This window comes from Micromonospora echinospora (assembly GCF_900091495.1).
GTDB classification, from domain to species: Bacteria; Actinomycetota; Actinomycetes; order Mycobacteriales; family Micromonosporaceae; genus Micromonospora; species Micromonospora echinospora.
Genome location: NZ_LT607413.1, coordinates 7,361,061 through 7,379,888, shown reverse-complemented (window position 1 = coordinate 7,379,888; position 18,828 = coordinate 7,361,061). Strand labels below are relative to the sequence as shown.

General features: G+C 67.6%; 12 protein-coding genes and 3 pseudogenes. 11 read left to right on the top strand and 4 right to left on the bottom strand.

What is annotated here, in order from left to right; translation table 11 throughout:
• Nucleotides 1-41 precede the first annotated feature (41 nt).
• The 5 genes and pseudogenes from GA0070618_RS31325 to GA0070618_RS33780 all read left to right on the top strand — a co-directional run bounded on the left by GA0070618_RS31325 (nt 42) and on the right by GA0070618_RS33780 (nt 6,447).
• Nucleotides 42-1,154, top strand: a complete 1,113-nt coding sequence (locus tag GA0070618_RS31325; protein ID WP_088984861.1) for a 2-ketoarginine methyltransferase — start codon at nt 42-44, stop codon at nt 1,152-1,154.
• 10 nt (nt 1,155-1,164) lie between these two features.
• On the top strand, nt 1,165-2,682 hold the full coding sequence (locus tag GA0070618_RS31320; protein WP_197701690.1) for a GMC oxidoreductase: 1,518 nt from the start codon (nt 1,165-1,167) through the stop codon (nt 2,680-2,682).
• Between the two features lie 543 nt (nt 2,683-3,225).
• On the top strand, nt 3,226-4,131 hold the full coding sequence (locus GA0070618_RS31310) for a phosphotransferase family protein (RefSeq protein WP_197701689.1): 906 nt from the start codon (nt 3,226-3,228) through the stop codon (nt 4,129-4,131).
• Between the two features lie 313 nt (nt 4,132-4,444).
• Nucleotides 4,445-4,689: pseudogene (locus GA0070618_RS35660) on the top strand (IS1380 family transposase); the annotation flags it as partial.
• A 249-nt stretch (nt 4,690-4,938) separates the two neighbouring features.
• Complete coding sequence (locus GA0070618_RS33780; RefSeq protein WP_157749049.1) at nt 4,939-6,447, top strand: amino acid adenylation domain-containing protein; 1,509 nt, start codon at nt 4,939-4,941, stop codon at nt 6,445-6,447.
• A 53-nt stretch (nt 6,448-6,500) separates the two neighbouring features.
• Here the strand turns inward: GA0070618_RS33780 and GA0070618_RS31295 are convergent, their stop codons facing one another.
• Nucleotides 6,501-7,562 carry an IS110 family RNA-guided transposase gene (locus GA0070618_RS31295; RefSeq protein ID WP_088979978.1) on the bottom strand — a complete coding sequence of 354 codons (1,062 nt, stop codon included), beginning with the start codon at nt 7,560-7,562 and terminating at the stop codon, nt 6,501-6,503.
• 404 nt (nt 7,563-7,966) lie between these two features.
• Here GA0070618_RS31295 and GA0070618_RS31290 point away from each other — a divergent pair.
• Nucleotides 7,967-8,744 (top strand): annotated as a pseudogene (locus GA0070618_RS31290) (transposase family protein).
• A gap of 751 nt (nt 8,745-9,495) precedes the next feature.
• Here GA0070618_RS31290 and GA0070618_RS31280 read toward each other — a convergent pair.
• The 3 genes from GA0070618_RS31280 to GA0070618_RS31270 all read right to left on the bottom strand — a co-directional run bounded on the left by GA0070618_RS31280 (nt 9,496) and on the right by GA0070618_RS31270 (nt 11,993).
• Nucleotides 9,496-10,098, bottom strand: coding sequence for an SMI1/KNR4 family protein (locus tag GA0070618_RS31280; protein WP_088984857.1), 603 nt, complete (start codon nt 10,096-10,098; stop codon nt 9,496-9,498).
• Nucleotides 10,099-10,901: 803 nt separating this feature from the next.
• Nucleotides 10,902-11,471 (bottom strand): hypothetical protein, encoded by a 570-nt coding sequence (locus tag GA0070618_RS31275; protein WP_088984856.1) that lies wholly within the window; start codon nt 11,469-11,471, stop codon nt 10,902-10,904.
• 201 nt (nt 11,472-11,672) lie between these two features.
• The gene (locus tag GA0070618_RS31270) at nt 11,673-11,993 is read right to left on the bottom strand and encodes a hypothetical protein (protein ID WP_143740198.1); all 321 of its coding nucleotides are present in this window, start codon (nt 11,991-11,993) and stop codon (nt 11,673-11,675) included.
• Nucleotides 11,994-12,020: 27 nt separating this feature from the next.
• On the opposite strand from GA0070618_RS31270, the gene GA0070618_RS33775 reads away from it, so the two are divergent.
• From GA0070618_RS33775 to GA0070618_RS35055, 5 genes and pseudogenes are all read left to right on the top strand, one after another.
• Nucleotides 12,021-12,158 carry a transposase gene (locus tag GA0070618_RS33775; RefSeq protein ID WP_143740199.1) on the top strand — a complete coding sequence of 46 codons (138 nt, stop codon included), beginning with the start codon at nt 12,021-12,023 and terminating at the stop codon, nt 12,156-12,158.
• Nucleotides 12,159-12,325: 167 nt separating this feature from the next.
• Complete coding sequence (locus GA0070618_RS31260) at nt 12,326-12,691, top strand: IS3 family transposase (protein ID WP_157749048.1); 366 nt, start codon at nt 12,326-12,328, stop codon at nt 12,689-12,691.
• Between the two features lie 368 nt (nt 12,692-13,059).
• The gene (locus tag GA0070618_RS31255) at nt 13,060-18,129 is read left to right on the top strand and encodes a toxin TcdB middle/N-terminal domain-containing protein (RefSeq protein WP_088984852.1); all 5,070 of its coding nucleotides are present in this window, start codon (nt 13,060-13,062) and stop codon (nt 18,127-18,129) included.
• Between the two features lie 12 nt (nt 18,130-18,141).
• Nucleotides 18,142-18,243, top strand: a pseudogene (locus GA0070618_RS35605) (RHS repeat-associated core domain-containing protein); the annotation flags it as partial.
• Between the two features lie 189 nt (nt 18,244-18,432).
• A complete protein-coding gene (locus GA0070618_RS35055) occupies nt 18,433-18,708 on the top strand; it encodes a hypothetical protein (protein ID WP_231931525.1) in 276 nt (91 codons plus the stop codon).
• The last annotated feature ends 120 nt before the right edge of the window (nt 18,709-18,828 follow it).

Here is an 18,828-nt window from a genome sequence, read left to right as displayed (position 1 = left end):
GCCACTGCCGTGCGCGAGACGTAGAGTGAGGAGAACGCAGGATGACCGTCCCGACCCCGCCGATCTGCATCGGCACCGCGCAGGGCGCGCTCGTCGACTCCGCCTTCGAGCAACGGATGATCGACGGAATTCGACCGATCGCCGAGCACTTCCTCGCCGCCTCCCTGTTCCATTTCTTCGCCAGCGGCATCTACGATCGGCTTGTCCGGCACGGTGCTACCGAGGTCGCGAACCTCGTCGACGCGCTCCTGCTCGAACCACTGCGGCTCACCGGTTTCCTCCGCTACCTGGCCAACGAGGGCATCGTGACCTGGAGCGGCAACACAGTCGCGCTCACCGACAAGGCCTATCGGTACGCCGAGTTTCGCGCCTGGTACACGATGTTCGTCGGCGGCTACGCGACCACGTTGCAGCAGATCGGCCGATCGCTGGAGGCACGTGGCGGGCACTGCAGCCGAAACGGCCGCGAGGTGAGGATCGGCAAGTGCGAGATCAGCCGGTACGACGGCTTGCCGATGACTCGCGAGCTGCTCCGGCAGGGCGGGGTGGAGGCACGCGAGATGCTGGACCTGGACTGCGGCAATGCCCTCCACCTGGCCAACTTCTGCACCCACCTGCCGCAGATTCGCATCGCCTGGGGGGTGGAACCTGACCCTCTCGGCTACCAGGAGGGCCGTCAGTTGGTCGCAGAGGCCAGCCTGGTCGACCGGATCCACCTTATCAACAGCGGTACGGCCGAGTTCCTCGACGATCCGCCGCCGGACTGCAACCCGGACGTCATCGTGCTCGGCTGTGTCCTGCACGAGATCCTGGCGCAGGGCGGCGAGGGTGCCGTGCAGTCGCTGCTGACCGGCATCGTCGGCCGGTTCCCGCGCATCAACGTGGTGGTCATCGAGGTGGCGGACGAGATTTGCAACCCCACCTTGATGCGCCACGGCACCGCTCGCAATTACTGGAATCCGTACTTCCTCATCCACTACTTCACCAATCAGCGGCTGGAGCGACGCGAGTTCTGGGAGGCGCTGTTCGACCGGGCCGGGCTGACCGTCGCGGCCACCACGACGACCGACCCTGCGGTCGACTCGACCGGTATCGAACTGGGCTATCTGCTACGGGGCCCGGCATTCCCTGAACTCCTTCCACCACAGCAGTGAGGAGTCCGCGGTGACCGCACCCGACTCGACCACCGACCTGCTAATCATCGGCAGCGGCATCATGGGCAGCGTCGTTGCCCGGCTCGTCCGCGAGGCGTCGACCGCCACGAGCATCGTGATGGTCGACGGCGGACCGCCGATCGGTGCGATGCCCGGCCTGCACGTGCACGACACGGCCGATCCACAGATATGGGCGCAGTACAACTCCCCCCTCGCCAGCGGGATCCAGAGCTTCTACACCGGGGTGGAGCCACCACCGTCCCAGTCGCCCGACGCGTACCGGCTGAAGGCCGGCCTGCACCTCCTGTCCGCGGTGGGCAACGACACCTCGGCGATGCCGGCCGCCGCGGCGGCGTGGAACGTCGGCGGGATGGGCGCCCACTGGACGGCGGTGACCCCTTGGCCCGCGGGCACGGAGGTGTTCGACCACGGTGACCCCGGGCTCTGGCAGCGCGACCTGAACACCGCGCGGCGCGCTCTCGGTGTCACCAGCGCCGCCATCGGACCGACCCTGCCCGGCGAGGTCGTGCTCGCCGAACTACGGCGGCGCTACCGCGGCGTCGGGCCGGCCGACCGCGCCCCGCAACTCATGCCGATGGCCGTCACCCGAGAGCCGGGCGGCCGGCTGCTGCGCACCGGACCGAGCCGGATCTTCCCGCCGCTCGGGTCCGGTGGCGACAGCCGTTTCACCCTGCTACCCCGAACGCTCGCGGTCGCCCTCGACCACGACGGGCGCCGCGTACGCGGTGCCGTGGTCCTCGATGTCGAAACCGGCGACCGGCGTGTCATCGAGGCCACCGCCACCGTGGTGTGTGCTGACGCGTTCCGCACCCCTCAGCTCCTGTTCGCCTCCGGCATCCGTCCCCCGGCGCTGGGCCGTTACCTCAACGAGCACGCCTTCCTCACCGGCCGCGTCCTCCTCGATCTCGACCGCTTCGGACTCGACCGGGCCGGCCTGCCTCGCGCGGCCGGCGACGAGCGCAACACCGACTCGCTGTGGCTGCCGCAGAACGGCCCGGCCCAGCCCTTCCACGGGCAGATCATGAACACCACCTATGTGGACCCGGAGGGCCTCCCGCTGGCCCACGCCGTCGGGCTCTCGCTCTTCAGCCCCGTCGAGACACGGCCGGAGAACGGCATCCGCTTCTCCGAGGACACGACCGACGTCACCGGGATGCCGAGCTTCGAGATCGAGTTCGGCTACACCGACGCCGACTTGAATCTCATCGGTGCCGGCCGCAGCGAGCTGCGCGCGATCGCCGAGCGCTTTGGTGACTTCGACCCCGGCACCGAGTCAGCGCTGCTGCCACCGGGGTCATCACTGCACCTGACTGGCACCGTACGGATGGGAACCGCCGATGACGGCACCAGCGTGTGCGATCCGTACGGCCAGGTCTGGGCGTTCGACAACCTCTACCTCGCCGGGAACGGCGTCGTACCGACCGCCGTCGTCGGGAACTCGACGCTGACCGGCACCGTCACCGCGGTCCGCGCGGCCCGGGCCGCGCTACGCACGATCGCCGCCTGAGGCTGGCTGGCCGCCGGCGTGTCCCCGGCGGCTCCCCCTCGGTCGCGGGTCGATGAGCGCCGCCCGCAGGAGAATCGCCGCGCCACCGCGGTGGTGGCCAGCGCCGACATCACCAGCCATGCCTTCGTGCAGAACCTCCGCCGCGAACACTACGAACTCGCCACTGATGTCCCGCCCGCCCTGCGGGTGGCCGCCGCGTTCACCGAGCTGGCGCGAGCAATCTTGACCAGTGCCCCGCCGCCGCGGCTCGCTCGGCGCGTCCACCGATCCGACGACGCGACAGCGCCCTCGTCACCACCAACTGGCAGTTTCCCGTCAGCGCAACGGCGGATGACTTCGCACGTCGCAGCCAATCCAGCGACGACGATATTTTTATCAAGTCAGGTGGACCGTTGTTCACACCGGTGGTCCGGCAGGCCAGGCGCCAGGTGGCTCGGCCAACGAGTTTAAAATCACGTGCGCATGCCGCCCTCCGGATGATGAGATGTCACAGTGACCAACCACGATGAAGCGACGGCTGTCATACCGTTGACACTGGCTTGGGTGAGCCAGCACTTGGAGGTCGGCGAGCGAATCGTCGAGACCGAGATGCTGCACGGCGGCATCACTGCGCAAATGCGAAGGCTGACCATCGGCAGGCCGGACGGCAACACCCGCGTCCTGGTGCTGCGGAGCTTCGTCGACCCGTTCTATGTGGGACACGCCGAGGACTGGCTGAACAGGGAGGCCGATGCCCTTTCTCTGCTCACGCAGACCAGCGTGCCGGCTCCTGGACTGGTCGCGGTCGATCCGACCGCCACGCATTGCGAGTTTCCATCGCTGCTGATGACACATCTGGCAGGCCGGACGATCATCCACGATGAGGGCGTGGAGGCGCGCGTTCTCCTGCTGGCCCGTCAGCTCGTGGCGATCCACGCGGTACGACCCACCAAGCGGCCCCGAAAGTACTCGACGTTGTCGACCGCCGACACCGCCGTGACTCCGAAGGGCGCCGACGCGGGGGCTTGGGCCGCAGCGATCGACGTGATCCGCAAGCCCGCGCCGCGCTATGAAGGGCGATTCCTGCACCGGGACTTCCAACCCGGCAACGTGCTGTTCGACGAACCGGGGTCGGCAGGTGTGCGGATCACCGGCGTCGTCGACTGGGCAGGAGCCTGCTGGGGGCCGGCGGATCTCGATGTGGCGCACTGCTGCACCAATTTCGCGCTCTTGCACGGCCCGGCGTGGGGTCTGCGGTTCACGCAGGCGTACGAGGAGGCAGGCGGGGTGCTGGCCGCAGCCGCGAGCGAGCGGCTGTACTGGCAGGTGCGGGACGCGCTGGCCTGCTCAGAAGAGGTGCAGGCGATGGCGCAGCCATGGCGCGAGGCAGGCAGGACAGACCTGACGACGCGTACCCTGGAGGAGCGTCTGGACGCCTATGTCACCGCCCTGATAAACACGTCGGGCTGAATCGAAGCAGGTTGCGAGGGCGCTGTCGGTTGTCGGGGCGGTGGACGCGCCGAGCCCCGGCGGCGGGCACTCTCAGATCGCTCGTGCCAGTTCGGTGAACGCGGCGGCCACCCGCAGGGCGGGCGGGACATCGGTGGCGAGTTCGTAGTGTTCGCGGCGGAGGTTCTGCACGAAGGCACGGCCGGTGATGATTGTCTGGACGGAACGGTCGGAACGTGGCCCAGGCATCGGTCTGAGCTGATGTTCGAGCTGCTTGTGGTCGCCCTCGAAGTGGTCCTTCCACAGATCCACTTCATGAGGATCCCGCGCCGACGGCACCTCGATCCTGCTCCGCGCCGATTCGGCGGGTTCCAGCCAGGGGATCCCCGCCCACATCCGGTCCTTGCGCGACCAGTAACTGGACATCTGGTTCTCCGTCGGTGCCGCGATCACGTGGGCGTGCGTGCGGCGATCCGGGCCGCGACCGGTTGGGTTCCCGCCGTGAACAGCGGCGGTGACCTGCGCGAGCATGCCGAAGTCTGCGAGATCACCGGCCTGTCCGACCCGACCGGCTGGCCGTTCACGATATTGCGCGTCACATCGAACTCCGCTACGATTCTAAACGCTCCACTCAGGACTCGGCATAAGACTCCACAAAGAGTCCACAACGAATACGTGAACCGCAGATTGCAACGTGATCACCAGTTGAAAACTGCCCGAGAGCGCGGGCTCATCAGCTTGCCGGCTGGCGTAGCAGGCACACCTTGCCGGTTAAGCGCATCAGCCCCAGCAATAACGAGAAGAGTCCACGACCAAGGAGCAGCAGCCGTGACAGTCAAGGAACAGTTTGAGCGCATAGCCCGCCGCTATCCCGACCGCATCGCCCTCACCTTCGAATCCGAGTCAATTTCCTATCAGGTACTCAATGAGCGAGCCAATCGTGTGGCACACGTGCTGTCGAGTCGCGGTGTCGGACCCGACGTCGTTGTCGGGGTGTACCTGGACCGGGGGATCGATGCGATCGTCTCGGTGCTCGCGGTGTTGAAAGCGGGCGGCGTTTGCCTGCCACTGGACCCCGACTATCCCGCGGAGCGGTTGGATCTTATGCTCCGCGACGCGGATGCGGCGTGTCTGCTGACCCAAGCCGACGGCGAGAGTCGGCTCGCCCGCTGTGACGTCAACCCTGTCGTGCTGGACTGGACGTCCGCCGAACTGGCCGATGCGGCGCAGACGGATCCGGCATCGACGCCGTCCGCGTCCGACCGTGCCTACATCCTCTACACCTCAGGTTCCAGCGGAAGTCCCAAGGGGGTGGAGATCGAGCAGGGCGCACTTGGCGACGTCGCCCTCAAGACAGCACGCCTGCTGAAACTGTCCGCCGACGACGTGCTGCTGCAGTTCGCCTCGATGTCGTTCGTAGCCTCCATAGGTCAGATCTACGCACCACTGGTGATTGGAGCACGGCTCCTCCTGCGTGGGCGCCGGCACTCCAGCGCGTCGTCGCTGTTCACGTACATCAGGGACAACGGTGTGACCGTGCTCTGGTTGACGCCTTCCGTGATCAAGTACATGACGCAGCGTGAGGAAGCATCCATTGCCAGACTAGGCTCACCGCTGCGTCTACTGCGCAGCGGTGGTGAGACGCTGACCCGTTCCTTGGTCGAGCACTGGTTCTCCCAGAGTTCTGTCCCGATCCTCAACGTCTACGGTCCGACCGAAGCCGTACAGGACATCACGGCGAGCCTGATCACCGGTCCGGTGTCGACAGTCACCATGGGAAGTCCGATCTTCGATGCAGAGGTGCTGATCACGGACGGCGCCGGCAATCTCGCCAGCGACGATTCAGGCGAGCTTCTCTTCACGACTCCGGGAATGGCCCGGGGATATCTCGGGCAGAAGGCGCTCACCGAAGAGCGGTTCGTGTGGCGCGAGACAGAACACGGGCACCGCCGCTTCTACCGCACGGGCGATATCGTCAGGCGGCTTCCCGACGGCCAACTAGAGTATGTCGGCCGAGAGGACAAGCAGGTGAAGGTGCTCGGAAACAGGATCGAACTCGGCGAGGTCGAGGAACGTCTGACGATGCATCCGGCCGTCCTCAACGCGGCGGTCGTGGTCACGCCGTGGCTCGCGGAAGAGCACCGCCTCGTCGCGTACTACGTGGCCGAGCCCAACCAACAGCAGAACAACTCCGACCTCCTGCAGTGGTGCCTGCAGGCTCTCCCGGCCTACATGGTGCCCACCACCTACGTGCAGATGCCGGAACTGCCACGGACCGCCAACGGCAAACTCGACCGGAGTGCGCTTCACGAGCTGGCCGCCAGCGGCAAGTCTTGACGATCGGGTATCCGAGTTCCCCGTCCGGCGTCATTGAGATGCTTCTATAATTGTCAAGGGGTGGTTCCTGCCGTGTGGGCGGCGGTCAGGGTCCGGAAGAGCTGCCTGCTGATGTAGCGCTTGAGGTTGCGCATGACCTCGCGTTTGGTGCGGCCTTCGGCGGTGCGGCGGGTGACGTAGGCGCGGGTGCGGGGGTCGTGGCCCATGCGGACCAGTGCGACGGTGTAGAGGGCTCGGTTGAGGCGTCGGTCGCCGCCGCGGTTGAGTCGGTGTCGGGTGGTGTTGCCTGATGAGGCTGGTAGTGGTGATGCGCCGGCCAGGGCGGCGAACGCGGCCTCGGAGCGGATGCGTCCGGGGTGTGACCAGGCCAGTAGGACGGTCGCGGCGACGACGGCGCCGACGCCGGGCAGGTCGAGCAGTTGCGGCGCCTGCATGGTGACGGCTTCGTGCAGGGTGGTGTGGTTGGCGGCGAGTTCGGCGTCGAGGGCCCGGATGCGCCGGGCCAGGCGGATGGCCTCGGCTCGACAGACGGCCAGGGCCGGATTCTCGTCTCGGGTGCGCCAGGCCGCGATGGTGGTGATGGTCGTGGTGGTCAAGGCGCGGCGGGCGTCGATGCCGAGGTTGACGGTGCGCAGCAGGGCGGTCAACGCGTTGACGGCTCGGGTGCGTTCGCCGCTCATCTGTTCCCGAGCGACGATCAGGACCCGCAGGGCGGTGCGGGCACCGGTCGCGCGGGGCCAGCGCAGCTCGTTGATGTTCAGGCTGCGGGTTGCTTGGGCCATCGCGATGGCGTCCAGGGCGTCGCTCTTGCCGTGGCGGCGCCTGCTGATGGCCGGGACGTCGGGTGCTTCGGCAACGGTCAAACCGGCTGCGGTGAGCTGTTCGGTGAAGGTGGCGCCGTAGGATCCGGCGCCGTCGATGACGATCAGCGTTGTCGTGTCCTGGGTGTGACGCTGGATCCAGGCGGTGGCGCGGCGTAGCCCGGCCGGGCTGGTAGGGAACTGGGCCTGCTGCTGGACTGCGCCGGTGCCGGCGGTGATGAGTGCGAGGGTATGTGAAGCGGCGTGGGTGTCCACGCCGATGACGAAGTCGTAGTGGTCTGCGACGATGGCCATGGCGGCGTCCTGCCTTTCCGGGGAGACGTCGTGGCGGCGCCGGCCCGGGATGTGCTCTCGCGGCAGGACTGTGATGGGCCACGACCCGCGGCCACGGGTCGGGCAAGCTTCTGATCAAGCCACCGAGAGGGGCAGGGCCGGCGCCCCGACCTCGAGCCGGGTGGGCAGATCTCACTGAGAGCACCCCGCGGGGGCCACCCTTTTCATGAGCCACACCCAGGCCCGCGATCATGACGCCGACCCTGCCAGCCAGCCCCAGGCCAGCCAAGAGCAACCTTCACAGCCCTTTTCATCGTGACGGGGCTGGTCACGGCGGTGGGGTCGGGGCAGGGATCGACGTAGGGCGAGGCTCCCGGTAAGACAGCAGTCGACCAAAACCCGATGCCCCAACCGGAAGCCTCGCGTTGTCTTACCCTGCCGCGATTCCCCTGTCCAACCGCACCCTCAACCACCTGTCGGATCTGATCCGCGGTCACCGCGCGCAACGCGGAAGCAGATGGCGACGTCTGAACCCGGACGGCAGGTGCTGCTGGTCCTGGCGCACCTGCGCAACGGCGACGCCTACTCCCGCCTCGCTGCCGGGTTCGCCATCGGCACCACCACCGCCTGGAGGTACGTCCGCGAGACGATCACCCTGCTCGCCACCCTCGCCGACGACCTCAACGCCTGCGCCACAAGAGCAGCGCGACTGGCCTACGCCATCCTCGACGGCACCCTCATCCCCATCGACAGAGTCGCCGACCAGAAGCCCTACTGCTCGGGAAAGCACAAACGACATGGCGTGACCGTGCAGGTCGTCGCCGACCCCGCCGAACGGCTGGTCTGGGCCTCACCCGCCCTGCCCGGCGCGGTCCACGACCTGACCGCCGCGCGAACCGTCGGCCTCATCGACGCCTTGACCAGCGGCAACGTGATGACGTTCGCGGACAAGGGATACCAAGGTGCCGCCGGCACGATCCGGACCCCGTTCAAGCGCCACCGACACCGGCCCCGGTTGTCGCGGCGGCAGAAGGCCGTCAACCGAGGCCACGCCCGTATCCGGGCGGTCGGCGAACGTGCCGTGCCACCCTCAAGACCTGGAAGATCCTGACCAAGCTGCGCTGCTGCCCACGACGCGCCACCGCCATCGTCCAGGCCATCCTCGTCCTACACGCCGTCGAGAACGACCGCTATTCAGGATGAAAAGCATCTCATTGTCTACTTCTCCGCCTCGACAAACTCATACCTGGCGTCCATCGATAATCTGTGGTGAAGAGCGCTGTCGTCCACCACCTGCACTCCCGCCGCGGCCTGCTCGACGGCACCAATCGGGAGCCTCGAAGGCTGCCCGGCTACCAGAGTGTCGAACGTGCGGTCGTCGTCGGTGACGGTCTGGTCACCGCGCAGAGAATGGACAACCGGTCGGCTACTTCGTTCCCGTGGTCAGCACCACGGCCGACGGCGCCGCTTCCTCGACGGTCCTGCCCAAGACGGACTGGGCAACACCGCGTTGGTTCAAGCCCCGGACGGGACTGCCCTGGTGGGGGGCGGCACGGGTGCCCGCGACTGGGCGGTGCGACGGATCACCGCGCGGCCGGGCCAGGCGCCGACCACGACGCCGTTGCTGCCGGTACGGGACCCGGTGCGCAACGCCGGCCTGAGCTACCACCAAGGGCTGATCCGCCGCATGCGGGCTGCAGGTGCGCCCCGCGGTGCGGCTCTACGCGGAACTCTTCGCGACAGGCCGAAGCTGGCGGGCCGGTGACAACGCTGTGGACGAGGGCCGCGCCCGAGCGCTGGTCGGCTGGCTACCCGAGGAACACCATGACGCAGCTACCCGCCTCTTGGTCGAGGGACGCCGGATCGCCCAGGAATGGGTCGGATATCGGCACCTCGTCCATCCCCCGGACGTGGCACCGCGACCTCCTGGTGGTCGCCTGACTCGGACCGGCGATCAGAGCTGCACCGGAACGTCGATCACCTGGATCGGCTCCTGTTTCCAGGCCGCCAGCAGACCGTTGACCACTTCGACCGTGTCCGTCCAGCCGGCACGGCCACTCAGGCCGGCGGCCAGCAGGGTCGACGGGACCTGCCCGGCGCGCAGCAGCTGCTGCCAGCCCGTGACGTCGAGCTGCAGGTATTCCAGCGCGGGCAGTTCGGTGATGGCGGAAAGATTGGCGACGACGGCGGATTCGGTGACCAGGGTGCGCAGCCGGTGGCCGGCCAGCGCGGACAGGTCGGAGGGCACGGCTCCGGCTCTGATGTACAGCACCTCGGTCGTCGGCTGGACATCGGCGAGCGTCTTGCCGCTGCGCGATCCGACCCGCACCAGCAGCCCGCCTTCCGGACCGAGCTTCGCCAGGGTGGCGGGCCGCTCGGTGAGCAGCTCGGTCAGCGAGGGCGCCAGCCAGCGGGCGCCAGCCGACATCTCGTGGTCCACGAACAGCACCTGGACGAACGTCCCCTGCGGCCCGGGGGCGAGGTCGACGACGTACAGGTTGCCGCCGCCGTCCTCGCCGACCACGAACCACGCCGGCGAGGCCGCCAACTGCTGCATCCGGCCGTGCGGGTCGGGCGCGAGCCTGTTCGTCGACGACGGCTTCGGCAGTCTCGATCAAGAGGCACTCGATCAGGTACTCGACGCCTTGCGCTCCGGTGGCCGCCCTGTCGGACTGTCAGCCACGTCGCGGAACTGCGCAGGCGCACACCATCGCGCCTACACGTGCGCAAGACGGCCACCCCTCATCCGTGGTGGTCGAGGCTCAGGTGCTCGATTGAGATTATCGCTACGATGCTGTTCCGCCCAGTCGCGGCCAGCCATCAGGTTTCAACAGTGCGGTCGAGCAGTGGGAGGCAAGTCGCTGCGCGCAGCTTGTCGAGAGGATCTGGTCATGTTTGTTGAAGCAGTGGTGCTACGACTCCTTTACTCGGCCGGTTTATGCTTTAAGCGACCTGGGCAAACGTGCGTGAGCATGCCGCTGGGCCACCGGACTACTGGGGGTCAAGGGGTCGTCGGTTCGAATCCGGCCGTCCCGACGCAGGTCAAAGGGTTGATCCGGATATCGGATCGGCCCTTTTCGGCGTTCTGGGGGACCAAGATCAGTCAAGTTGGCGCTGGCTGGCGCTGCTTGACCGTCGGTCAAGTTTCAACAACTGGTTTCTTGCCTGCCGATTTGTTCTCTCGGGGTATCAAGGCGGCCCGCAAGCGGGCCGCGCCGGCCCGGCCCCGGCCTGCTGGCGACCTCCGGGCGGCATCGGCCGGGCCGGCCGACCACGCTTCGGGGCACAAGACCTTGAAGACTCGGGGCTCCGCCCCGAACCCCGGCCCTCCTCAGAGATCCGCCGCACCAGCGCCAAAGGCTACGACAACTGCTGGTCTCTCGCTTCGGCGCGCGCACGCATCTCTTGGTATTGCTGATCGATCATTTCTTTCGTGATACCGGCGTGGCGTTTCATCTGCGCCGTATTCAGTTCAGTGAGTTGTTCGTCAACCCTAATGAAGAGGTCCCGAGCGTCTGCCAGGAAGGCGATCATGTCGGCCCGGCCGGCGTCGGAGCAGAAGTCCTCCGCGCGTTCCCGCCAGAAGGCATGACCGAGGTGGTTCCGCAGCCGTACTGCCTCGGTCAGATCCTCGACGAGTTGCTGATCGGCTTTGCCCTGTTGCGTGAAGCGCCGAACCAACCGGCCGAGGGTCTCCTTAAAGTGCTCCTCCCAGGGGTCGTTGAGGAGTTTCCTTGCTTCCGCCTCGGCTTCAAGCAGTTTTGAGAAGACCAGCATGCTGACCACCTGATGTTCCAGCACGCAGGCCTGGTAGAAGGCCAACCCGAAATGCGCGAATGTGGTCTTCACGTCGGTGTCGTCATCATCGACGTCGGTCGGCGGGTCGTCTTGAGGCTCGTGGCCATACCTCACCACGTGCAGCTGACTCATAGACCCATGATGTCGAGAGTGGTGGGTAGGGCGCTACGGAGTTAGTCGCGCCCGCCCTGGCGGGCCACACACGGGCCAGAAGCCGATACTGCCAGCGGCCATCAACGGGCACGACCGGGCGGCACGACACCGCGATCGGCCAGGCGTTCCGGACGATCAGGGCAGCCGAGAACGATCTTCCAAACTGACGGTGCGCCTGTCTCAGTTCTCCGGATTGCCCCGGTCGTGGATCACCGGGAAGGCCTCGACGGCCCACATGATCCACTCGTCGATGTCCACGGGTGATTGACCGATTGCCTTGATCAGAGTCTCAACGGCTCGGAGCTTGTCCGCGCCCACGTGTTCTCGGAGTTCGCCGATCGTCACCTCTTGGTACGACATCGATAGCTGCCACCAGAACTTCATCAGGTAGCGGCACTCGTCCTGCAACCGGTCATCGGCGATTCGGTCGTGAATGACGCGCTGCGCCCGGCTCCGTTGGGCATCGTCTCGGAACCCAAGCCGGAGGTCGCGGAGATCCATACGGCGCACTGTAGCGATGGGCAGCAGATGCCTCTACAGAGCAAGTACCCCGAGGAGTTCCGCCGCCAGGCTGCGGCGTTGGTGCTCGACTCGGGTCGCACGATCCGTGACGTTGGTCGGGAGTTGGGCGTCAACCACGAGATGCTGCGGAACTGGGTCGCATAGTTGCGGCAGGAACGCGAGGGTGGCCGGCCCGGTGATCTGGCTGTTGACGAGCGGGCTGAGCTGCTGCGGCTGCGGCGTCAGGTGGCTCAGTTGGAGTTGGAGAAGGAGATCCTGAAAAATGCCGAGGTCTTCTTCGCACGCGAGACGGAGCGGCGATCTGGGCTGACGTGTACCGGTTCATCGACGCGGAGAAGACCACCTACCCGGTCCGTCTGCTCTGCCGGCTTCTCGGTGTCGGCCACAGCGCCTTCTACCAGTGGCTCCGGACAGGCCGGCAGCGCGCCGCCGACAGGGAACGCCATGACCAGGCTCGAATCGAGGCGACCTGGCAGACGTGGTGGGAGCACCGTGGCGTCTACGGTGCTCGCCGGCTGACCGCTGAGCTGCCCGAGCGTGGTCACCGGTGGAACCGCAAGGCGGTGGCCCGGCTGATGCGTCTGGCCGGTGTCGAGGGCGCCCACCGCCGGCGGCGCGGTAAGCCCCGCCACAAGGCCACGTCGACCGCGACCGCCCCGGACCTGGTCCAGCGGTAGTTCACCGCCACCGCACCGAACCGGCTGTGGGCCGCGGATATCTCCTACCTGCGCACCTGGGAAAGGTTCCTCTACCTCCCTCCCTTGTTGCGGCGCGCGGCCTCCACAATGACCATTTCTCCGGCGTCACGCCGAGTGAGATGCGCCGCTTGTGTTCCACCGGAAACTGCGGCGGGCGGCTCATGGTCAGCTCTTCTGGTCAGGGCCGACACAACCCCTGTGCAGAACCTTGACGCACGACAGGTGGCGGCATGAAGCATCTAAGTACACAACTTTACTTTCGCCGGGTAGGAGCCGTAGGGTTGCATCCGGGCCGCCACGCTCCGTGATCGCGGCTAGGGCCGGGACTGCGCCTTTCTGGAGCGTCTGTGTCGATTCGGATCAGCCACGTACTCCGCACCGGGTTGTTGTTGGTGGCCTTCGTGGTCGGGCTTCCGGGCACCGCCGTTGCGTTGCCGCCGCCGTCGGCGTCCTCGGACGACAAGGGCGAGTCGGCTGAGAAGCGGACGCCACTCGCCGAGCTCACCAAGACCCGCGAGCCGGAGGTCCCGGAGCGGTCCTGGCAGGTTGAGGGTGGCGGCGCCTTCACTGACGTGATCCGCATCGAGGTCCCGAATTTCCGGACGATCACACCGCAGCTTGCGCTGCGGTACAAGTCTTCGGCCGGCAACGGCTGGGTCGGCGTGGGCTGGGACCTGGCGGGCGTGAACGTCATCGAGCGGGTGGCGCCGGGCCGCGGAGCTCCCCGGTACGACGCCTCGGATCTGCACGTGGTCGACGGCGAGGAGATCATCGTGTGCCCGCCGGGTACGGGCAGCCCCGGTTGCCTGGCCGGTGGCACGCACACCACCAGGAACGAGAGCTATCTCAAGGTCACGCTGACCGGCACCGGGGCGGACAGCCGGTGGACCGTGGTGGCCAAGGACGGCACGAGGCGGGTCTACGCCCCCGTCCTGCAGGCGGGAACCGGCCTGGTCGTCCGATGGGGCCTGAGCCAGGTCGTCGACACCAAGGGCAACACCGTCACCTACACCTGGCGCAGTGACCTGTTCGAGTGCTGCTGGGAAGCCCTGGACTCGGTGGCCTACAACGGCACTACCGTCAGGTTCCACTACGAGACCCGACCGGACAGGGAGCGGAACGCTATCGGCAACGGCGTGTTCACCACCGTCCACGGGCGCCTGAAGACCATCGACCTGACGGTGGGCGGCAGCCGATTGCGGGCCTACAAGCTGACGTACACCACCAGCGCCGCGACCGGCCGGTCACTGCTGGCCGGCGTGCAGCAGTTCGGCAGGGACGCCGTGGTGGACGGTTCGGGTTTCGTCGTCAGCGGCACCGCGCTGCCGGCGACGAGGATCGCGTACCAGACCGGGACACCGTCGTTCGTCGCCGGAAACCAGGACACCGGGATGGGCAACCACACCGATGCCCGGCACCTGACCATGGACATCAACGGCGACGGGCGCACGGATCTGCTTGAGCTGATGCCGAACTGGCTCACCTACGAGCGGCGCACCTGGATCTCGGACGGCTCCACATTCTCGCGAACCTCGGTCCACACCGACCTGCCCTACCACGCCGACAGCCGGTTCCTGGACGGTGATGTCAACGGCGACGGGAAGTCCGACCTCATCGAGCTGTACCCGAGCGGGTTCGGGTGGGGACGACGGCTGTGGCTGTCCAACGGCACCGGGTTCGCGCTGACGAACACCGCCTCCTCCAAGACCGCCAGCAGCCGTGACGACTCCCGTTTTCTGGCCATGGACGTCAACGGCGACGGCCGCACCGACGTCGTCGAGCTGTACGCCTGCGGCCTGTGGCCGGTGCACTACTGCCGCGCCACCTGGTTGTCCGACGGCAGCGCGTTCACCCTGGCCACCAACGACTCGGGGATCGGGTTCGACGTCAACCGCCAGTTCTACCCGGTCGACGTCAACGGCGACGGCCGGTCGGACCTGCTCGAGGTGTACCCGGGGCTGTTCGGTGCCGGTGGCCGACGTCTGTGGATGTCCAACGGGACGGGCTTCGTCGCCGGCACGAGCGACACCATCTCCTGGAGCGCGCCGAAGGCCGACGGCACCGGCAGTCGTTTCGTGATGCTGGACGTCAACGGCGACGGCAAAACCGACATGGTGGAGCTCCAGCCGTTCCTCACCAGCTACACCCGCAAGACGTGGCTCTCCACCGGGTACGGGTTCGCGCAGGTGGCCACCGACACGTCGATGCCGGCCAGCGGCGCGGCCAGGCACGTGCCGGTCGACGTCAACGGTGACGACCGGACCGACCTGGTCGAGATCTACCCGTGCTGTCTCGGCACGGGCGGGCAGCGGCGCATCTGGCTGTCCACCGGCGCCGGCTTCGTCCTCGGCGCGACCGACACCGGGCTGGCCGGCTACAGCTGCGACAAGGAGGGCGCGTGCACCAGCGAGTTCCTCGACGCCGACGTCGACGGTGACGGGTTGTTCGAGGTGCTGGAGCTGTACCCGCCGTTCCCCGGCCTGGCCACCGCGCGGCGCGTCTGGGACGTGGACAGCCCGGTGCCCGACGTGCTGACCTCGCTCACCAACGAGTGGGGCGGCACCACGGCGGTGAACTACACCCCGTCCTCGTCCTGGCCGAACACCAACAACCCACCGGTCGTGCCGACCGCCTCCGCGGTGACCGTCGGGGACGGCCGAGGCGGCTCGGCGGTCACGAAGTTCACCTACTCGGGCGGCTCGTACCACTGGGGGGAGCGTCGGTTCCAGGGATTCCGCCAGCAACGGGAGAGCAGGCCCTGCGTCGCGGGCGAGTCGGCGTGCCCCTACACCGAGACGTGGTACCGGCAGGACCTCGGCGCGCTGGACCACCCGGAACGCATCGAGCGGCGCGCCGGCGGCGGCGCCCTGCTGGAGGTGACGCTCCACGAGTACACCACCAACGGCGCCACGCAGCCGCGCACGGCCCTGCCGACCGGCACCTGGGTCAACACCTACAACGGCACCGGCAACGCATGCCCCGGCGAGGACTGCAAGCGCACGTACACCACCCGCCAGTACAACGCCTACGGCGAGCTCACCCAGCAGGTCGAGCACGGCGACTACGCCGTGGCCGGGGACGAGCGCACCACCATCACCACGTTCGTGCCCAACCCGGATGTCTACATCGTGAACAAGCCGGCCGTCGTGACCCTGGTCCAGGGCGTCGGCGGCCAGGGTACGAAGCTCCGCGAGACCCGCAACCACTACGACGGTGCCGCCACGTGGAACCAGGCGCCCTCGGCCGGGCTGGAGACCAGGTCGGCGCGCTGGCTCTCGACCGACGACTCCTATGTCGAGACGGGCAAGGAGTACGACGACAGCGGCAATCTGACCGCCGAGATCGACGCGTTGGGCGGCCGGACCACCCTCGGATACGACCCGACCTTCCACCTGTACCAGACCTCGGAGACGAACGCGCTGTCCCAGCAGGTCACCGCGGGTTGGGACACCGTGTGCGGACGGCCGACCAGGGTCACCGACCTCAACGGCCAGGCCACCACCCTCGCCTATGACACGTTCTGTCGACTGACCGAGAAGACCGAGCCCGGCGGCCGGTTCGAGCGGCACACCTGGGTCGACGTCGGTGACCCCGCGACCCAGCACGAACGCATCGAACGTCCAGCCGCGACCGGGACGAGCGGCTTGCAGTGGGCGCGCCGGTACATCGACGGCCTGCAGCGCACCTGGCGCAAGGCCGACCGGGGACCGGATGCCGCCACCGGCGACATCTACGTGGACACCAGCTTCAACGCACGCGGCCAGGTCGCCGTCAAGACCGCCGCGTACTACTGGGTCTCCGGCCAGCCCCAGCCGACCACCTACCCGACCACCAGCGACTACGACGCCCTCGACCGACTTGTCCGGGAAACCCTGCCCGGTGGCGCCACCCGCACCAAGCGCTACGGCGTGTGGTCGGTGACCGAGACCGACGAGCGCGGCCACGCGACGACCGATCGCATGAACGCATACCACAAGCGTGTCGCTCGCGAGCAGACCGTCGGCGGGGTGACCCGGATCGCGACCTACGTCCATGACCTGCGCGACGAGCTGGTCCGGTCGACCGATCCCGGCGGCAGCGTCATCACCTACGACCTGGACTCGCTCGGCCGCAGGACGCGGTTGGTCGATCCGAACTCGGGTACCACCGGCTACGAGTGGGACGACGCCGGGCGGTTGGTGGCGCAGACCGACGCACGCGGCCAGCGCACCACGTTCACCTACGACCCCCTCGGGCGCAAGACCGGCAAGACCACCAGGGCCGGCACGCCCTCGGCGGTCACCGTGACGTGGACCTACGACCAGGTTCGTGCCGGCTACCACAACATCGGCAAGGTCACCACGACCACCGACGGCGCCGGCGCCAAGACGCTCGACCACGACGCCCTCGGCCGCGTGGTCAAGACGGTCAGGACGGTCAACGGCGCGAGTTACACCTTCCGGTACGGGTTCGACGCCGGCAACCGGGCGCTGTGGACCACCTACCCCGACGGCGACACCCAGGGCACCCCGGCGGACCCGTTGCGGTACGACGGTGCCGGCCGGTTGCTGGCCATCCCCGGCTACGTCGACGCGGCCCGTTACAACGCCGAGGGCAAGCTGATCCGGCTCGAGAACGCCAACGGCACGGTGACCACAAGGTCGCACGACACGCGGCGCGGCTGGCTGGACCGGATCACCACGACCTCGGGCTCGACGACCATCCAGGACTCCACCTTCACCAGGGACGCCACGGGCAAGATCAAGCAGATCGACAGTCCGTTCCCGGACGAGGGCTGGACCTTCGAGTACGACGAGGTGGGCCAGCTGACCGTGGCGACCAGCGCCTCGACGCCGGCCCACCACCAGACCCTGAGCTACGACGCGACGGGCAACGTCGCCGCCAACTCCCGCCTCGGCACCTACGGCTACGACAGCTCGCGACCACACGCGGTGACGTCGGCCGGCCCGAACACCTACACCTACGACACGGCCGGTCTGATGGTCTCCGGTGCCGGGCGCACGCTGGTCTGGGACGGCGACAACCGTCTCGCCTCAGTCACCCGCTCGGGCAGCACGACGACGTTCGGCTACGACGCCGACGGCACCCGGCTGTTCCAGGCGCAGGGCTCGGCCGTTCGGCACTACCTCGGCGACGACTACGAGGTGGACGTCACCGCGGGCCTGGCCACCAAGTACATCTCAGTCGCGGACACGCTCGTGGCCAGGGCGGACGGCACGACCCGGTACTGGGTGCACACCGACCACCAGGGCTCGGTGCAGGCTCAGACCAACGCCTCCGGGGTGGAGGTGCACCGCAAGAGGTACCGCCCCTACGGTGAGGTTCTCTCGACGGCCGGCACGTTGTCGTACGAGCCACGCGGGTTCACCGGGCAGCGTCACGACGCGGCCGGCCTGGTGTACCTCAAGGCCCGCTAATACGATCCGGAACTTGGCCGGTTCGTCTCGCCGGACCCCATCACCGACGGTGAGGACACGGTCGGTCTCAACCGCTACGCCTACGCCGCCAACGATCCGATCAACCACGTCGACCCCACCGGCCTTGAGTGCAAGGATTCCAACTCGGGCAACAACTGCGACAAAAAGGACCAGTCCGACGAAATCAAGGACGGCTTCGGCGAGGCGCTATTCCGGAAGTCCCTGGAGTACGGTGGCGAACTGCTCCGCTGGGTCGCGATACAGGCCGCCCCACGGGTCGCCAAGAAGTTCCCGCCGCTGGCCGTGATTCCCGCCGTGATCCAGGGCTGGCGCAACCAGGACGAGTGGGCCAACCTCCCGGAGAACCAGGGCCGCAGCAGGCCCTTCCACCGGGCCTGGCACTTCGCCCTGCACGCCACCTCTACCCTCACCGACGATCTGACGTGGAACATCGGCGGAACGGTCAGATGGGCTTACGACGAGGTCACCCACGACCTCGGATATCCCAAGCCGAACCCGGACCTGGTCGTCCCGGTGTTCGGCCGGGTCGAGGGGTGCTCGAACGCCTGGGTTTGCTGAGTCAGGTTTGGCTGACCTGGTGCAAGCAGAAGGACTGGCGGATCGAGGTCGGGTTGGTGAAGGGTCCCGGCAGCAGTCGGCCCCGGATGACGGCCTGGGCTCATCCCGGTGCAAGCAAGT

Coding starts and splice junctions, on each gene's coding strand:
- GA0070618_RS31280 (WP_088984857.1), bottom strand. CDS start 10,098: ATGCAGCAGTTGGCGGCCTCGCCGGCGTGGTTCGTGGTCGGCGAGGAC.
- GA0070618_RS31275 (WP_088984856.1), bottom strand. CDS start 11,471: ATGAGTCAGCTGCACGTGGTGAGGTATGGCCACGAGCCTCAAGACGAC.
- GA0070618_RS31295 (WP_088979978.1), bottom strand. CDS start 7,562: ATGGCCATCGTCGCAGACCACTACGACTTCGTCATCGGCGTGGACACC.
- GA0070618_RS31270 (WP_143740198.1), bottom strand. CDS start 11,993: ATGGATCTCCGCGACCTCCGGCTTGGGTTCCGAGACGATGCCCAACGG.
- GA0070618_RS33775 (WP_143740199.1), top strand. CDS start 12,021: ATGCCTCTACAGAGCAAGTACCCCGAGGAGTTCCGCCGCCAGGCTGCG.
- GA0070618_RS31325 (WP_088984861.1), top strand. CDS start 42: ATGACCGTCCCGACCCCGCCGATCTGCATCGGCACCGCGCAGGGCGCG.